Source organism: Nonomuraea cavernae, from assembly GCF_014646355.1.
In the GTDB taxonomy this organism is placed as follows: Bacteria; Actinomycetota; Actinomycetes; order Streptosporangiales; family Streptosporangiaceae; genus Nonomuraea; species Nonomuraea cavernae.
The window spans coordinates 1-15,163 of the sequence record NZ_BMNH01000030.1; the positions used below are offsets into that span (position 1 = coordinate 1).

Annotated in this window: 13 protein-coding genes; 7 read left to right on the forward strand and 6 right to left on the reverse strand. The window is 72.0% G+C overall.

Features of this window, described 5'->3' with window-relative positions; all coding sequences use genetic code 11:
- Nucleotides 1-832 (forward strand): DNA-directed RNA polymerase subunit beta (locus IEY82_RS32210; protein ID WP_444544204.1); only part of this gene is annotated, 832 nt, incomplete at its 5' end.
- Between the two features lie 1,105 nt (nucleotides 833-1,937).
- Here IEY82_RS32210 and IEY82_RS32215 read toward each other — a convergent pair.
- The 4 genes from IEY82_RS32215 to IEY82_RS32230 form a co-directional block, all read right to left on the reverse strand.
- A complete protein-coding gene (locus IEY82_RS32215) occupies nucleotides 1,938-2,939 on the reverse strand; it encodes an LLM class flavin-dependent oxidoreductase (RefSeq protein ID WP_189128046.1) in 1,002 nt (333 codons plus the stop codon).
- Between the two features lie 11 nt (nucleotides 2,940-2,950).
- Nucleotides 2,951-3,829, reverse strand: a complete 879-nt coding sequence (locus IEY82_RS32220; protein ID WP_189128047.1) for an amidohydrolase family protein — start codon at nucleotides 3,827-3,829, stop codon at nucleotides 2,951-2,953.
- Between the two features lie 80 nt (nucleotides 3,830-3,909).
- Nucleotides 3,910-5,106 carry an acyl-CoA dehydrogenase family protein gene (locus IEY82_RS32225; protein WP_189128048.1) on the reverse strand — a complete coding sequence of 399 codons (1,197 nt, stop codon included), beginning with the start codon at nucleotides 5,104-5,106 and terminating at the stop codon, nucleotides 3,910-3,912.
- A complete protein-coding gene (locus IEY82_RS32230; RefSeq protein ID WP_225263997.1) occupies nucleotides 5,103-6,428 on the reverse strand; it encodes a CoA transferase in 1,326 nt (441 codons plus the stop codon). Before IEY82_RS32230 ends, IEY82_RS32225 begins: the two co-directional genes overlap by 4 nt.
- 136 nt (nucleotides 6,429-6,564) lie before the next feature.
- Between IEY82_RS32230 and IEY82_RS32235 the strand changes: the two genes are divergently transcribed.
- From IEY82_RS32235 to IEY82_RS32260, 6 genes are all read left to right on the forward strand, one after another.
- Nucleotides 6,565-7,545, forward strand: a complete 981-nt coding sequence (locus IEY82_RS32235) for a MaoC family dehydratase (protein WP_189128049.1) — start codon at nucleotides 6,565-6,567, stop codon at nucleotides 7,543-7,545.
- Between the two features lie 156 nt (nucleotides 7,546-7,701).
- Nucleotides 7,702-8,451, forward strand: coding sequence for a GntR family transcriptional regulator (locus tag IEY82_RS32240; protein WP_189128050.1), 750 nt, complete (start codon nucleotides 7,702-7,704; stop codon nucleotides 8,449-8,451).
- Nucleotides 8,452-8,535: 84 nt separating this feature from the next.
- Nucleotides 8,536-9,630: an ADP-ribosylglycohydrolase family protein gene (locus tag IEY82_RS32245; RefSeq protein WP_225263995.1), complete on the forward strand. Its 1,095-nt coding sequence runs from the start codon at nucleotides 8,536-8,538 to the stop codon at nucleotides 9,628-9,630.
- 140 nt (nucleotides 9,631-9,770) lie between these two features.
- Nucleotides 9,771-10,589 (forward strand): hypothetical protein, encoded by an 819-nt coding sequence (locus IEY82_RS32250; RefSeq protein ID WP_189128051.1) that lies wholly within the window; start codon nucleotides 9,771-9,773, stop codon nucleotides 10,587-10,589.
- A gap of 186 nt (nucleotides 10,590-10,775) precedes the next feature.
- Nucleotides 10,776-12,740 carry an NACHT domain-containing protein gene (locus IEY82_RS32255; RefSeq protein WP_189128052.1) on the forward strand — a complete coding sequence of 655 codons (1,965 nt, stop codon included), beginning with the start codon at nucleotides 10,776-10,778 and terminating at the stop codon, nucleotides 12,738-12,740.
- A gap of 153 nt (nucleotides 12,741-12,893) precedes the next feature.
- Nucleotides 12,894-14,246: an acyltransferase family protein gene (locus tag IEY82_RS32260; protein WP_189128053.1), complete on the forward strand. Its 1,353-nt coding sequence runs from the start codon at nucleotides 12,894-12,896 to the stop codon at nucleotides 14,244-14,246.
- Nucleotides 14,247-14,317: 71 nt separating this feature from the next.
- On the opposite strand, the gene IEY82_RS32265 is transcribed toward IEY82_RS32260, so the two are convergent.
- Together IEY82_RS32265 and IEY82_RS32270 are read right to left on the reverse strand one after the other, a co-directional pair.
- Entirely contained in the window at nucleotides 14,318-14,671 is a 354-nt protein-coding gene (locus tag IEY82_RS32265; protein WP_189128054.1) for an ArsR/SmtB family transcription factor, read from the reverse strand.
- Complete coding sequence (locus IEY82_RS32270; RefSeq protein ID WP_189128055.1) at nucleotides 14,668-15,114, reverse strand: SRPBCC domain-containing protein; 447 nt, start codon at nucleotides 15,112-15,114, stop codon at nucleotides 14,668-14,670. The genes IEY82_RS32265 and IEY82_RS32270 overlap by 4 nt, the downstream gene beginning before the upstream one ends.
- Nucleotides 15,115-15,163 lie beyond the last annotated feature (49 nt).

Consider the following 15,163-nt stretch of genomic DNA (forward strand, 5'->3'; position numbering starts at 1 on the left):
GCCGGTCGAGGACATGCCGTTCCTGGAGGACGGCACCCCGGTCGACATCATCCTCAACCCGCTGGGCGTGCCCGGCCGGATGAACGTCGGCCAGGTCCTGGAGAACCACATGGGGTGGATCGCCGCCCGCGGCTGGGACATCTCCGGGGTTGACGAGGCCTGGGCCGAGCGGCTGCGTGAGAAGGGCTTCGAGAAGGTCGAGCCACGCACCAACGTGGCCACCCCGGTCTTCGACGGAGCCCATCAGGACGAGATCGTCGGCCTGCTCGGCAGCACCATCCCCAACCGCGACGGGGACCGGCTGGTGGAGCGCGGCGGCAAGGCCCGGTTGTTCGACGGCCGCTCCGGCGAGCCGTTCCCCTATCCCATCGCCGTCGGCTACATGTACATCCTCAAGCTCCTGCACCTGGTGGACGACAAGATCCACGCCCGGTCGACCGGCCCCTACTCCATGATCACCCAGCAGCCGCTCGGCGGTAAGGCCCAGTTCGGTGGCCAGCGCTTCGGTGAGATGGAGGTGTGGGCCCTGGAGGCCTACGGCGCCGCCTACGCGCTCCAGGAGCTACTGACCATCAAGTCCGACGACGTCGTGGGCCGTGTGAAGGTCTACGAGGCGATCGTCAAGGGCGAGAACATTCCCGAGCCCGGCATTCCCGAGTCCTTCAAGGTCCTCATCAAGGAGATGCAGTCGCTGTGCCTCAACGTCGAGGTGCTCTCCAGTGACGGCATGTCCATCGAGATGCGAGACGCCGACGAGGACGTCTTCCGCGCCGCGGAGGAGCTCGGCATCGATCTGTCCCGGCGCGAGCCGAGCAGCGTCGAAGAAGTCTGACGGTTTCATGCCCGACCGGCGGGTGCCGGCTCGCGCCGGAAGGCGATCGCCTTCCGGCGCGGACCGGCACACCACGGCGCCCGCACACGCTCTCCACCCTTGGGCACCGAAGATGAAAGCGGATTTCCGGTGCCCGGATCAGCGGGCAGCCCCATGCCGGCCTCCTCGGCAAGGCCGGCCGCGGCTGCGGCGCCCGGCCCGCACTGTGCCGGCAAGTGACGGCTTCAGCTACGGCGAGCAGGCCCAAAGGGCGGAAGCGGGCGCTTCAGCATCGGCGAGGAGGAAGGCGACGGTCCCCGGCCCGTTCTGCGGCGGGCAGGCAGGACGGCGGGGGCGGTGAAGCGGAGGCGGGTGGGCGTTCCGGCCGACTTAAGACCGTGCCAAGTACCCCCGCGCCCGAAACAACGCCGAAGGCGAAAAACACCAGACCCCGGGCAATCGCGGTCGGCCGGAACGCCCACCCGCCTCCGCGGCCACCCACAGAAACCACGCCACCGCGGCAGGCCGTGCCGGCGCTGGGAACCTGAGGGGCCCATCGGACGCCCCGGACGGGACTTTGGTCCCTGCCATGAACGGGTCAGGCGCGGCAAGTCTGGACCCATGCGCACCAGGCGAAGCGATGAGCCGTGACCGACACCACCGCCGGAGTGCCGCGGTGATTCCGCACGGGCAAGCCGCGAACCGCCTCCCGTGCCAGGTGGCACCTGACCGGACAGCCCGGCGCCCCGTCCACCGCACCCACGCGGCCGTTGCGCCACGCCCGCCCTCACCCCCGCCAACCTCAGCCGGTTGCGGGAGGCCGGCGCGGCGGCGATCTCCAGGCGCACCACTTCCGGCGCGTCGCCGCTGACCGAGATCTACCGATCGGCTCCGCTGTTCCGCGCGTTGCGCGACCCGATCGGCTGGCGGGACGCTGCGCCGCCTGTGAGTTCCGGGCCATCTGCGGCGGATCACGGTCTCGCGCCTTCGCCCGCACGGGTGACGTGTTCGGCGAGGAGCCCTGATGCGACCACCAGCCGGGCAGCTTCCCGTACCAGCAGGAGCTCGGGCCCTATACGGGAGGGTGAGGGGTGTGCGCCGACCCTCGTGCGGGCCTCGGAGGTGCCTACCAGCTCTTGAGGGTGGGCAGGACGCGGTCGGCGAATCGCTTCAGGTCGGCGTACGCCTCCTCGGGCGGAGTCCCGCCGGCCGGCCCCGAGTGCACGATGTCGGTCAGCGGAAGCGACTTGACGAACCCTTCCAGGGTCCCGATCACGGTCTCGGCGTCGCCGATCAGCTCGAAGTCCCGGTAGGCGTCGGCCGACGGCGGCAGACCGTACTGCAGGTCCTTGTCGCCCATCTCGTTGCGGATGCGCCGGTAGAAGTCCCACCGCTCGAAGATGAGGTCCTTGCGCCGTTCCCACACCTTGTCCGGGTGCTCGTCCGTGACGGTGATCGACCACGGGTTGGAGATCCGGGCCTGCTCGCGCGGGATCCCGGCCTCGGCCAGCCCGGCGAAGTACGCCTCGTGGAACTCCGTGTCGACGGCGGCGCCGTGCAGGTGCGCCCCCACGCGGCCCGCGCGGCGGGCGGCCGGCGGGGCGGTGGCGGCGACCCACAGCGGCGGGTGGGGGTCCTGCGCGGGCGCCGGCACGACGGAGACGTCCTGGAGGTCGTAGTAGCGGCCGGTGTAGCTGAACGGCCGCTGGGTCCAGGCCAGCTTCAGCACCTCCAGCCCCTCCTCCATGCGGGACGGGCGGGTCTTCGGCGAGTAGCCGAGCGCGCGGTACTCGGCCGCGCTGTGCCCCGAGCCGACGGTGACGTCGAGCCGTCCCTCGGAGAGCTGGTCGAGCACCGCGGTCTCCTGCGCCAGCATGGCGGCGTGGTGCAGCGGGAGGATGTAGATGTAGGAGCCGATCCGGATGGTGCTGGTGCGCTCGGCGAGCAGCGTCAGGAAGACCGGCACCGACGGGGCGTAGCCGTCGGGCTGGAAGAAGTGCTCCTGCACCATGACGTAGTCGAAGCCCATGGCCTCCGACTCGCACATCAGCTTGAGGCAGTCCTCCCAGTGTTCGCGCCATGGCCGCCCGAGGGGGTTGCGCATGTCCATGGTGAAGCCGACTTTCATCGCGATCTCCCTCAGATCCGGTAGCAGCGCTCGGCGTTGGCGGCGAACACCTGGTTCCGCTCGGCGGCGGTGAGCCCGCTGGTCGCGTTCAGGTACGCGCCGACGAGCTGGGCGTACGTGCCGAAGAGCGAGTCGACGGGGAAGTTGCTGCCGAAGAAGGCGCGGTCGGTGCCGAAGACCTCCAGGCAGGTCTCGATCCAGGGGCGCAGGGTGGCGGCGTCCATGGTGTGCAGTGCCATCGGCAGGCCGGAGATCTTGCAGCTGACGTTGTCCAGCCGGGCCAGCGCCGTCAGGCCGGCACGCCAGACGGGCAGATGCCCGGGGTCGGCGCTGTCCGGCCAGCCGGCGTGCTCCAGGACGACCGACAGGCCGGGCGCGTCGCGCAGCACCGGCAGCCAGCCTTCGACCTCGGCGGGGTGGATGACCACGTCGAGCAGGTGGCCGCCCTGGTCGAGCAGCTCGACCAGCCGCCGGGTGACCGGGTCGGCCGGGTCGAACCCGTAGAGCACCCGGATGCCGCGGAAGAGCGGGCTCTCGGCCTGGGCGGCGAGGTCGGCCTCGACGGTGGCCGCGTCGGATCCCGGCTCGACGGCGCCGACGACCGCGCCGACCAGGCCGCCGGCGGGGGCGAGGGTGTCGAGCCAGCGGGCTTCGTCCAGGTGGCTGCCGGGGGCGGTCACGGCGGAGATGTGGACCGCCTTGTCCACGCTGACCCCGGAGCCGGAGACGTCCGCCCGGTAGTCGGCCGGCAGGTAGTCACGCCGGAGACCCGCCATGTCCCCGATGCCGAAGTCGTCCTCGCCCTCGGGGGGGTCGAGCGCCGGATACCACTTGTGCGCGGTCAGATGCCACAGATGCATGTGGCTGTCTACGAACCGGACGTCGGACATCGAGCAACCTCACTCTCCATCATATTAAGGATAGTAAAGATACTGTCCTGCGCAGACGATGTCCATGGAACGGCGCGGGATCAGGCCCGCAGCCTGTAGTCCTCCAGCACCCGGCGGCCGATGATCATCCGCTGGATGTCCGCCGTGCCCTCGCCGATCAGCAGCATCGGCGCCTCGCGATAGAGCCGCTCGATCTCGTACTCCTTCGAGAAGCCGTAGCCGCCGTGGATGCGGAACGACTCCTCGACGACGTCGCGGCAGTATTCGGACGCCAGGTACTTGGCCATGCCGGCCTCCAGGTCGTTGCGCTCGCCGGAGTCCTTCTTGCGCGCGGCCATCACCATCATCTGGTGGGCCGCCTCGACCTTGGTCGCCATGTCCGCCAGCCGGAACAGCACCGCCTGGTGCTCGGCGATCGGCTTGCCGAACGTCTCGCGCTGCTGCGCGTACCTGACGCCCAGCTCGAAGGCGCGCAGCGCGACGCCGCAGCCGCGGGCGGCGACGTTGACCCGGCCCACCTCGACGCCGTCCATCATCTGGTAGAAGCCGCGGCCCGGCGCCTCACCGAGAACCGCCGTGGCGGGGACACGGTAGCCGTCGAAGAGCAGCTCGGTGGTGTCGACGCCCTTGTAGCCCATCTTCTCGATCTTGCCCGGCACCGTGAGCCCCGGCGCGACCTCGCCGAACCCCTGCGGCTTCTCGACGAGGAAGGTGGTCATGTTCCGGTAGACCGAGTCGGCGCCCTCGTCGGTCTTCACCAGCACCGCGACGAGCGTGGCCGAGCCGCCGTTCGTCAGCCACATCTTCTGGCCGTCGATGACGTAGCCGTCGCCGTCCCGCACCGCCCTGGTCTTGATGGCCGACACGTCCGACCCGCAGCCCGGCTCCGACATCGAGAAGGCGCCACGCACCTCACCGGTCGCCATCCGCGGCAGGTAGTGCCGCTTCTGCGCCTCGGTTCCGTGCCGCATCAGCATGTACGCGACGATGAAGTGCGTGTTGACGATCCCGGACACGCTCATCCAGCCCCGCGAGATCTCCTCCACGACCAGGGCGTAGGTCAGCAGCGACTCGCCGAGGCCGCCGTACTCCTCCGGGATGGTCAGGCCGAACAGGCCCATCTCCCGCATCCGGTCGACGATCTCCTGCGGGTACTCGTCGGCGTGCTCCAGCCGCTGCGCCTGCGGGATGATCTCCCGGTCGACGAAGTCCCGTACGGTGTCGAGGATCTCCTGCTGGACGTCGGTGAGTCCCGCGGTCTGCGCGAGCCGGGTCATCGGCCGTTTCCTTCCTTGTCGGGCGTCTGGGTGTCGGGCGTCTGCGCCTCAGGTGCCGGCGCGTGGGGAGCCTGGGCGTGGGGAGCCTGGGCGTCGGGGCCCGGCACGGCCACGATGCGGCGTTCGCGCAGGTCCCGGATCTCGTCGTCGCGCAGCCCGAGGCCGCGCAGGATCTCGCCGGTGTGCTCGCCGAGCACCGGCGCGCGCACCACGTCGCGCCCGGCCGCGTCCGCCGCGATGGGTGAGCCCGGGGCGAGGTGCTCGCCGACGCCGGGCTGGTCGATGACGGCCATCATCGGGTTGGCGCGCACCTCGCCGGCCCGCTCCCCCACCAGGTCGGCGAACGTCCCGTACGCGGACCACAGCACGGAGGTCGTCCGGAGCCGGGCCTCGACGTGTGCCAGGTCGTGCTCGCCGAACCAGCGCTGGAGCAGCCCGGCCAGCGCCTCGCGGTAGGTGAAGCGGTCGCCCTCCAGCGAGAAGTCGGTGCCCAGGGCGTGTTCGAGCGCGGCGACGGCGTCGCCGAAGCCGGTCACCGCGAGCAGGTCGCGCCAGTGCCGGGAGGTCAGCGCCACCACCATCACCCGCCGGCCGTCGCGCGTGGTGAAGTCGCGGCCGAAACCGCCGTACAGGTGGTTGCCGACGCGCGGCCGGGTGACGCCGCCGACCTGGGCCTCGGCGAGGAACCCCAGGTTGCCGGCCATGGCGAGGGCCACGTCGTAGAGCGCCACGCTCATCGCCTGCCCCTGCCCGGTGAGCCGCCGGCGGCGCTCGGCGCTGAGGATGCCGATCGCCGCGTACAGCCCGCAGGCCATGTCCCAGGCGGGCAGCACGTGGTTGACCGGGTCGGCGTGCCCCTCCGGACCGGTCACCATGGGGAAGCCGACGGCCGCGTTGACCGTGTAGTCCACCGCCGGAGTGCCGTCGTGGTGGCCCTCGATCCGCAGGTGGATCAGGTCCGGCCGGTGCTCGGCGAGCGCCTCGTAGGTGAGCCAGGGCCGGCCGGCCGAGTTGGTCAGCACGATGCCGCTGTCGGCGACCAGCCTGGCGACCAGTGCCTGGCCCTCGGCGGACCGGAGGTCGAGGCAGAGCGAGCGTTTCGCCTTGTTCAGCCCCGTCCAGTACATGCTCGTCCCGGAGGGGGCCAGCGGCCACCGCGAGTGGTCGGGCGCCCCGCCGAGCGGATCGACCCGCACCACGTCGGCCCCGAGCTGCGCCAGCGTCATGCCGCCGAGCGGCGCCGCGACGAACGTCGAGATCTCGACGATCCGCAGGCCGGCCAGCGGCTTGCCGGCGGCCGGAACGGTTCCTTCGACCATCATCGAGCACCCTTCTTCACCATTTGTACGGCCATATTGGGGCGTAGCGATAATGGCTGTCAACGGCCACTATTGACGCAATCCCCTCCGACATGAGACTTTGGCCGCACATTTGGTGACCTGGTGTGGGAGGTGCGCGATGACTCGCGTCCCGGTGGACGGACCGTACTTCGAGGATCTGCGGATCAGGCAGCGGTTCGACGCCCCGGCGGCCACGCTCACCGAGGGGCTGGCGGCCGCGCACCAGGCGATCGTCGGCTGCCGGCTGCCGCTGGCGCTGGACCGCCGCCTGTCGCGCCGGGTCGTCGGGGACGTCCTGGCCGCGCCGCACCTGGTGTGGGACGTGGCCATCGGGCAGTCCACGGGCGCGACGCACACCGTGGTGGCCAACCTGTTCTACCGGGGCGTCGTGTTCCGCCGGGCGCCCGCTCTCGGCGACACGCTGCGTACCGTCACCGAGGTCGTCGGGCTGCGGCAGAACTCCCGGCGGCCCGGCCGCGCCGCCACCGGCCTGGCCGCGCTGCGGATCAGCACCACCGACCAGGACGGCCGCCCGGTGCTCGACTTCTGGCGCTGCGCGATGCTGCCGCTGCGCGACGGCACCCTGGACACCGGGCACGCCGACGATCTGACCGGCATCGGCACCGCCCCCGCCCCCGAGGACCTCGCCGGAGTGACGGCGGGGTGGGACCTGGACGCCTACCGCGCCGAGCGGCCCGGCCCCCACCTCGACGGCCTCACGCCGGGCACGGTCTTCGAGGTGGCGGGCGGCGACGTCGTCACATCGGCGCCCGAGCTGGCCCGGCTCACGCTCAACGTCGCCAGGGTCCACCACGACGCGCCCGACCGGCTCGTGTACGGCGGCCACACCATCGGGCTCGCGCTGCACCAGGCGCTTCGCGCGCTGCCGGACATCGTCACCGTCGTCGGCTGGCACGGCTGCGACCATCTCGGCCCGGTCCGGGAGAACGACACGCTGCGCAGCACGATCGAGGTGGAGCGGATCGACCCCCTCCCCCGGGGAGGGCTCGTCCACCTGCGCTCGCACGTCCAGGCGACCCGGGCGGGCGAAGACCCCGCCGACGTCCTCGACTGGCGCTTCGTCGCCGTCCTGGCATGAGCCGCACCGGCGCGAGCCACCTGGGCATGGCATGAGCCGCACCGGCGCGAGCCGCCTTGGCGTGGGCGGCGCAGGCGGGCGGCGGATCGGGAGAAGGCCGGATAGGCTGCATGCCGATCCAGGGTGACGCGCTGCGCGAGTGAGACCGAGGTGGGGATGGCTGCGAGCACCGGTCGCCGGGAGAGCAGCTACGTGGCGCTCGCCCGCGAGGTCCGCAACGAGATCCTGCAGGGGCGCTACTCCGGCGGCCGTCGGCTCCCGACGGAGGCCGAGCTGGCCGAGCGCCACCGGGTGAGCCGCCAGACGGTACGCCGGGCTTTCCAGGACCTGGTCGCCGAGGGCATGGTCTACCGCATCCCGGGACGCGGCACGTTCGCGATGCCCAGGGAGGGCGCCTACCTCCGGCAGTTCGGCTCGGTCGACGACCTCATGGGCCTGTCCGTCGACACGCGGATGGACATCACCGTGCCGCTGCACCGGGAGGTCGACGTCGACGCGGCCGGCCGGCTGCGGCTGTCCAGCGACGTCGTCTACGGCCTGGCCTTCCGCCGGCTGCACGACAGCACGCCGTTCTGCCTGACCACGGTCTACCTCCCGCCGGCCGTCGGCCGGACCCTGGCCGGGCTGCCCGAGCTGGCGGCCGAGGGCTCGACCAGCGAGGTGACCATCATCGGCCTGCTGGACACCCGGTTGGAGGCGCCCATCGCCGAGGCCGACCAGAGCATCACGGTCGCGCTCGCCGACGAGCCGACCGCGCGGCAGCTCGGCTGCGCCGCCGGGCATCCCCTGCTGCGGATCGACCGGCTCTACCTCGACACCGGCGGGCGGCCGGTCGAGCTGGCGATCAGCCACTTCCTGCCCGAGCACTACTCCTACCGCACCAACCTGCGCCGCAGCGTCACCTGAGCGCACGTCCGGGCCAGGCCCTCGTCCGCGCGCCACTCCGCCGCTACGCTCGTCGGGCCGTCCACAAGAGAGGAGCCCATCCTGGTGAGCGATGTCGCAACAGGAGGTCCGGCGTTGCGGAGCAGGGTGCGCGGCTGCCTGCTCGGCGGGGCGATCGGTGACGCGCTGGGCGCGCCCGTCGAGTTCAGCTCGATCGCCGCCATCCGCCGCGACCACGGCCGGGCCGGGCTGACCGATCTCGCGCCCGACTGGCGCGGCACGATCGGCTCGATCACCGACGACACCCAGATGACGTTGTTCACGGTCGAGGGCCTGATCCGGGCGAATGTCCGTGTTCAGGAGAGAGGCATCGGCGGCGGCGAGACGGCGGTCGTGCGCCACGCCTACCTGCGGTGGCTCGACACCCAGGAGCACCGCTCCCCACCACCGGCGGACGCTCTCGTCCGCACCGGCCGGCTGCGCACCCGAACGTGGCTGTACTCACGCCGCGCGCCGGGCAACGCCTGCCTGTCCGGACTGCGCGCCGAGACGGGCCCTGTCGCCGCCCCCGGGGCGCCCGGGCCGGTGAATCCCGATTCCAAGGGATGCGGCACCGTCATGCGTTCGGCCCCGTTCGGCCTGGCCGCGCGTGACGAGCGTGCGGCTTTCAGACTCGCGGCCGACTGCGCTCAGATCACCCACGGGCATCCCACCGGTTACCTCGCGGCCGGGGCCTGCGCCGCGCTCGTCCACTTCCTCGTCCAGAGCCGGACGCTGGCGCAGGCCGTACAGGAGACTCTTGACCTGCTCGCCGAGCAGCCCGCGCATGAGGAGACCAGCGCCGCGCTCCGGGCCGCGGTCGCCCTCGCCGCCGAAGGACGGCCGTCGCCGGAGCAGGTGGAGCGGCTCGGCGGCGCATGGGTCGCCGAGGAGGCACTCGCCATCGCGGTCTACTGCGCCCTGGTGAGCGAGGACGACATGCGGCGGGCGCTGCTGCTGGCCGTCAACCATTCCGGCGACAGTGACTCCACCGGCGCCGTCTGCGGCAACCTTCTCGGCGCCCGACACGGCGAGGCCGCCCTGCCTCAGCGGTGGCTGTCCCGGCTGGAGGGCAGAGAGACGATCACCGAACTCGCCGACGACTTCACCACCCAGTTCACCGGCGGCCGGGTGGCGTGGGACACGTACCCCGGCTGCTGACCTGTGGTGACGCCCGCGCATCATCGGCTCGCGGGCCCCCGCCGGCTCCGGCACGGCCGGCCACCGGTCCGGCGGCGCCGGAAGGGGGCCGTTCAGTAGTCTCGGCGAGCCGCCCGAACACTGGAGAGAGGCACGGACGAATGACCGCTGGGATCCGCCGGTCCGAAGGGCCGGCGATCACCGATGCCGAGGAGCCCCGGCTCGACTACTACCTGATCCTGCCGGAGACCGGTGCTCCCTCCCTGCGGCCCGGCTGGATCACGGTCGAGGCCGGTGTGCCATCCGCGCCGACTGAGGGGATCATGGTCCAGGCCGATGCGGTTGCCGTGCCGGCCGAGGGGATCGTGGTCGAGGAGTTCACGCTGGCCGGCGACCACACGGCGATCGGCCTCGACAGCGCCGGGTGGACCGCGACGGACGGCTGGTGGAGTTCGGCGGCGTTCAGCCGCGGGATGCGCACGGACGCGCGCCTGCGCGCCCGGCTCGTCGCGGTCCGCCGTGACGACGCCGAGGTCGTCTACCGCCGGCTCGGCGGGGGCGAGTTGCCCGGCGAAGCGGCGTTGCGCGGCCACTTCCATGACCACCAGCCCCTGGGCGGCTCGGCTCCCCTGCGACTCGGCCCCGAGCGGGTCCCCGACGGGTTTCGCGACCGGCGGGTCTATCGCGTCCTGTTCGCGAACGACCTTCGCGAGGACGGTCCGCCCCGGCTGCGCTCGGCCTGGCGGATGGCACTCGCCGATCCGCCGGCCCGCGTGGCCGGCACGGCGCACCGCCGCGTCGCCGGCGACGACTTCACCTGGGACCTTCGCCGGATCGGTCCCGGCGTGGCCTGGTGTCTCGACCTGACCGCCTGCCTGGCGAGCGCGTCGGACGACGCCGTCCGGCCGCTGCTGCGGGAGTTGGTGACGGTGCTGCGCCACGCGGGGCTGATCCCCGTGACGATCGAGCGCTTCGCCTGACACCGGGGCGTCGTGGCGGGTGCGACCGGCAGGACGAGACCGGGCCGCCGCCGCGAAGCGTCACGGGCGCGAATCACGCATGGTTCGTGATCGCGCAAGCTAGCATGCTTCGCTATGCGCAGCGGAGGCTTATCAAGCCCTCGGCTCCTGTTCGCGGTCGCCACCTTCACCAGCGCGGCAGGAGCGGTGGCTCTGAACCAGGTGCTCAACGACGGGGTGTGGAGCCCGAAGTGGATCGCGATCGCCTGCGGGGTGACGGCACTCGGCTGCTGGCTGAGTTACCGGTTCACCCTGGTCACCGCCACGACCCCGACCCTGTCCGAGGCCAAGACCCACCTGGCCGAGCTGGTGGCCCATCAATGGGCAGATGAGGCCGCGGCGCGGCGGCAGGGGGACGCGCTGATCCCGGTCTCGTGGAGTGTGACGCACGGCCCCAGGTCCGGCGGGCGGCCGCGCGGGACGGACCCCTGCCTGCGTTCGGACGAGGTCGCCGGGCTGGCCGCCTTCTTCCGCGGGCTGCCCCGCCGCCGGCTGGTGATCACGGGCGGGCCGGGGACGGGCAAGACCACGCTGGCCATCGAGCTGCTGCTGCACCTGATCGAGACGCGCACCGCCGACGAACCCGTCCCCGTGCTGCTGCCGATCGCCGAATGGAACGTCAAGACGCACCCGCGTTTCCATGAGTGGGTGGCCTCCCGCGTGCGTGCGGACTACGCGGCGTTGCGCGGGATCGGGAAGGGCGCTGACGGGACCGACCTGCTGGCCGGCCGCGGGCACGTCCTGGCCGTGCTCGATGGGCTGGACGAACTGCCCGAGGACGCCCGCGCCGGTGTGCTGCGCGAGCTCTCGCGCACGCTGGGAGACCGCGACCAGGTGATCATCACCTCGCGCACCAGGGCGTACAAGGACACCGTGGGCACGACCCGGGCGCTCAAAGGGGCGACCGTCATCGCGCCGAAGGACCTGGACCAGCAGGCCGCCGCGGCGTATCTGGACGCGTGCTTCACCGCGGAGCCCTCCCCGGCGTGGGTGAAGGCGCTGGACGCGCTGCGGGAGGGCAAGGCCCCCGCCCTGGCGTACGTCACCTCCGCCGCCTGGGGGCTCTGGCTGGTCAAGGTCGTCTACGTCGATCGGGACGCCGATCCCGCTCCGCTGCTGAGCGTGCCGGGCGAGGAGAGCGGGGCGCTGCGGGAGCACTTGCTGGACGGTCTCGTCGAGGCCCGGCTCGGTCATGGCGGACCTGTTCCCGCCCGAGGCGCCGAACGGCTCGCCTGGCTGGCCGGCCTGCTGTCCAGGAACGGGGCGCAGGACCTGGCCTGGTGGCGGATGGTCGACTACGTCTTCCCCGGGCGAGGCCGCCAGCTGGTCTCCGAGTGGGTCGGGGTCCTGGCCGGAGCCGTGATCAGCCTGCCCGCCGCGGTCATGGGAGCCTTGATCGACGACGTCCACTTCGGGGCGATGCTCGGTCTGGGCTTCTGCCTGGGCATCAGCATGCCCAGGCTGTCGGCCACCGACTCGCCCGACTTCGCGCCGCTGCGGGCACGCCGCCGGCTGCTCGACTTCGTCCGCATGGTCGCGGCGAACAGCCCGCTCATGATGTTCGGAATGCCGCTCGGGCTACCGGTGGCCGGGTACATGTGGTGGGCGGAGGGCCCCCTGATGGGCCTGGCGACCCTCGTGGCCGTCGCCGTGCTCAACTGGCTCACGCTCCAGGTGATGCAGATTCGCTCCGCCGCGCCCGACGAGCGGCCGCCGGTGTTCACCGCCGCCGTGACACCCGTGTCCACGTGGCGGGTGAACCGGGCGCTGACCGGCCTGCACCTCGTGAACAGCGTGATCCTCGGCACGGTGCTCGCCTTCGCGGTCGAGCTGTTCAGCTTCGTGGACGCGCAGCGCGGGATGCGCCCGGCCAACGACGCACTGCTCGTCGCCGTGTTCGCCTTCTCCTTCGGTTTCATGGCCCGGCGGCGGGACACCTGGCTCAGATCGGTGATCTTTCAGGGGCACCTGGCCCTGCTGGGCCGAGGCCCCCTGCGGCTGGCGCGGCTTCTGGACAACCTGCACCGGCGCGGACTGCTGCGCGCGGCCGGCCCGTTCTACCAGTTCCGCCACGCCGAGTTGCAGGAGCATCTGGCCCGACGGCAGGGCTGAGCCTCCGAATCCCCCGGTGACGTTCACCGGGGGATCCGAGGACCTGACGGGAGCGGCGCCACTCGGGGAACGTCTAGACGCCGGCGAATATGGGCAGGTCAGAACCATCTTCCTGATGATTCCCGATGATTCAGATGATTCAGGTGATCCCTGATGCCGGATGAGAGGACGACTGGCGTGCTCCAGGCGCTGTTCCGCCGCTCGCACGGCGTCGCCCGCGCGCTCAGGCAGGCCGCCGAGCGCACTCCACCCGAGCGGGAGCGCCTCATCGACCTGCTGCGCGCGGTCGCGATCTCGATGGTCGTGCTCGGGCACTGGCTGTCGGTCTCGGTGACCTACCGGGGCGGGTTCGGCGGCGCGAGCGCCCTGGAGGTGCTGCCGTGGACCCGTCCCCTGACCTGGTTGTTCCAGGTCATGCCGGTCTTCTTTCTGGTGGGCGGGTTCGCGAACGCGGCCTCCCTGGACTCCCAGCGCCGCCGGGGCGGCACCGCCGTGAGCTGGCTGCTGAGCCGTACGGCCCGATTGGTCGCCCCCACCAGCATGCTCGTCCTCGTCCTGAGCGGCGTGGCCTGCCTGGCGCTGGTCCTCGGCGCCGACCCGAAGTCGGTGGGGACGGCCGTGTGGCTGGCCTGCGTGCCGCTGTGGTTCCTGATCGTGTACCTCGCCGCCGTCTTTCTCACGCCGGTGATGCTCGCGCTCGACCGGCGGGCGGGGCTCGCCGTCCCCGTCGTACTCATGACGCTGGTCGCTCTCGGAGACGTCGCCAGGCTGCTCGGCCGGCCCTCGCTCGGCCAGGCCAACTTCCTGCTCGCCTGGCTGGCCGTCCACCAGCTCGGCATCGCCTGGCGGGAGGGCACCCTGCCCGTCCGCCGCGCCGTGGCCCTGCCGATGGCGGCCGGCGGGCTCGCGGCTCTCGTCGCGCTCACCGTCGCCGGTCCCTATCCGATCAGCATGGTGGCGATCCCGGGCGAGCGGCTGCAGAACACCTCGCCGCCGACGCTCGCGCTGCTCGCCCTGGCCGTCACGCAGACCGGCATCGTCTTCCTGCTGCACGATCGCGGCATCCGGTGGCTCGGACGGCCGCGTCCGTGGCTGGTCATCGTGGCGGTCAACTCCGTGATCATGACGGTTTTCCTCTGGCACCTGACGGCCGTCGTGATCGCCGCACTGGCCCTCTATCCGACCGGCCTGATGCCGCAGCCCGCCACGGGCTCGGCGCAGTGGCTGCTGCTCCGGCTGCCCTGGCTGGCGATCCTGGCCGTGCTCCTCACGGTGCTCGTCGCGCTGTTCGGCTGGGTCGAACGGCGCGCACGGCCGATCACCCTGCCCCAGGCGAACGGCGGGCTCCGCACGGCCGCCACCGTCACCGGCGCGGCGGCCGTCATCGCCGGGCTGCTGGGCGCCGCCCTGGCGGGGCAGGGAGCGCTGCCCGTCCTGATGCTCCCGGTCTATCTCTGCGGCGCGGCCCTGCTCCGGCTCGCCCGCGTCTGTCCCGGCTCCCGGTGACGTCGCCGGGCGGTTTCCGGCTCACTGCGAAGACGCGGCCGGTTCCTTCCCGGCCTCCTTCGCTGGGTGAGCTAGGGCGTATCCCGCTCCGCTGCCTCAGCGATGCGCTTGATGTTCGCCAACCGCCGATCCCAGTCGGCCGCGAGCCCGGCCATCCACCGCGCCGTCGCGTCCAGCGCCGCGGGCCGCACCGCGTAGCGTACTTCGCGACCGACCCGGCCGCCGGAGACCAGCCCGGCGGCGTCCAGGACGGCAAGGTGCTTGACCACCGCCTGCCGCGTGACGGGGAGTTGTTCGGCGAGCGTCGTCGCGGTCGCCTCGCCCTGTGCGGCGAGCAGATCAAGCAGCTGACGTCGCGTCGGGTCGGCCAGCGCGACGAGGACGCTGTCGACCGACGCGACGTCGCCGCGACGTTCGTCCGTCACACCGATGCGCGCTCGGCACGCGTCCTGAACGCGTCGAGGACCTGCGGCCATCCGCCGGTGTTGTCCTTCAGCGCCCGGCTGCGCAGCTCCTCGCTCCCCGCCAGCGCCGCGAACCCGCTCTCGACGACTCGCAGCCGCGTCTTGTCGCCCTCGGTGGTCAGCGTGAACTCCACGAGGGTGCTGTTGTCCTCGCCCGGTTGCTCTCCGGGGAACGCGCTGGCCCAGCGATACGCCACGTACGTCGGCGGCTCGATCTTCTCCACCCGCACCGGGAAGTCGCCGTACTCGGCGTTCTTCGTCATCGTCACCTCGCCTTCTCTGGCCACGCCGGCGGACCCGTTCGCCTCGTCGGCCACCCAGAACCCGGGCTCGGTCACCAGCGACCAGACCCGCTCCAGGGGTGCCGCGATCAGGGTTTCGCGCTCAATCCGGTCCTCGCTCATGACAAGGGCTCCTTCGCTGCCGCCATTGGATGTGCAACCCCAGAATTGC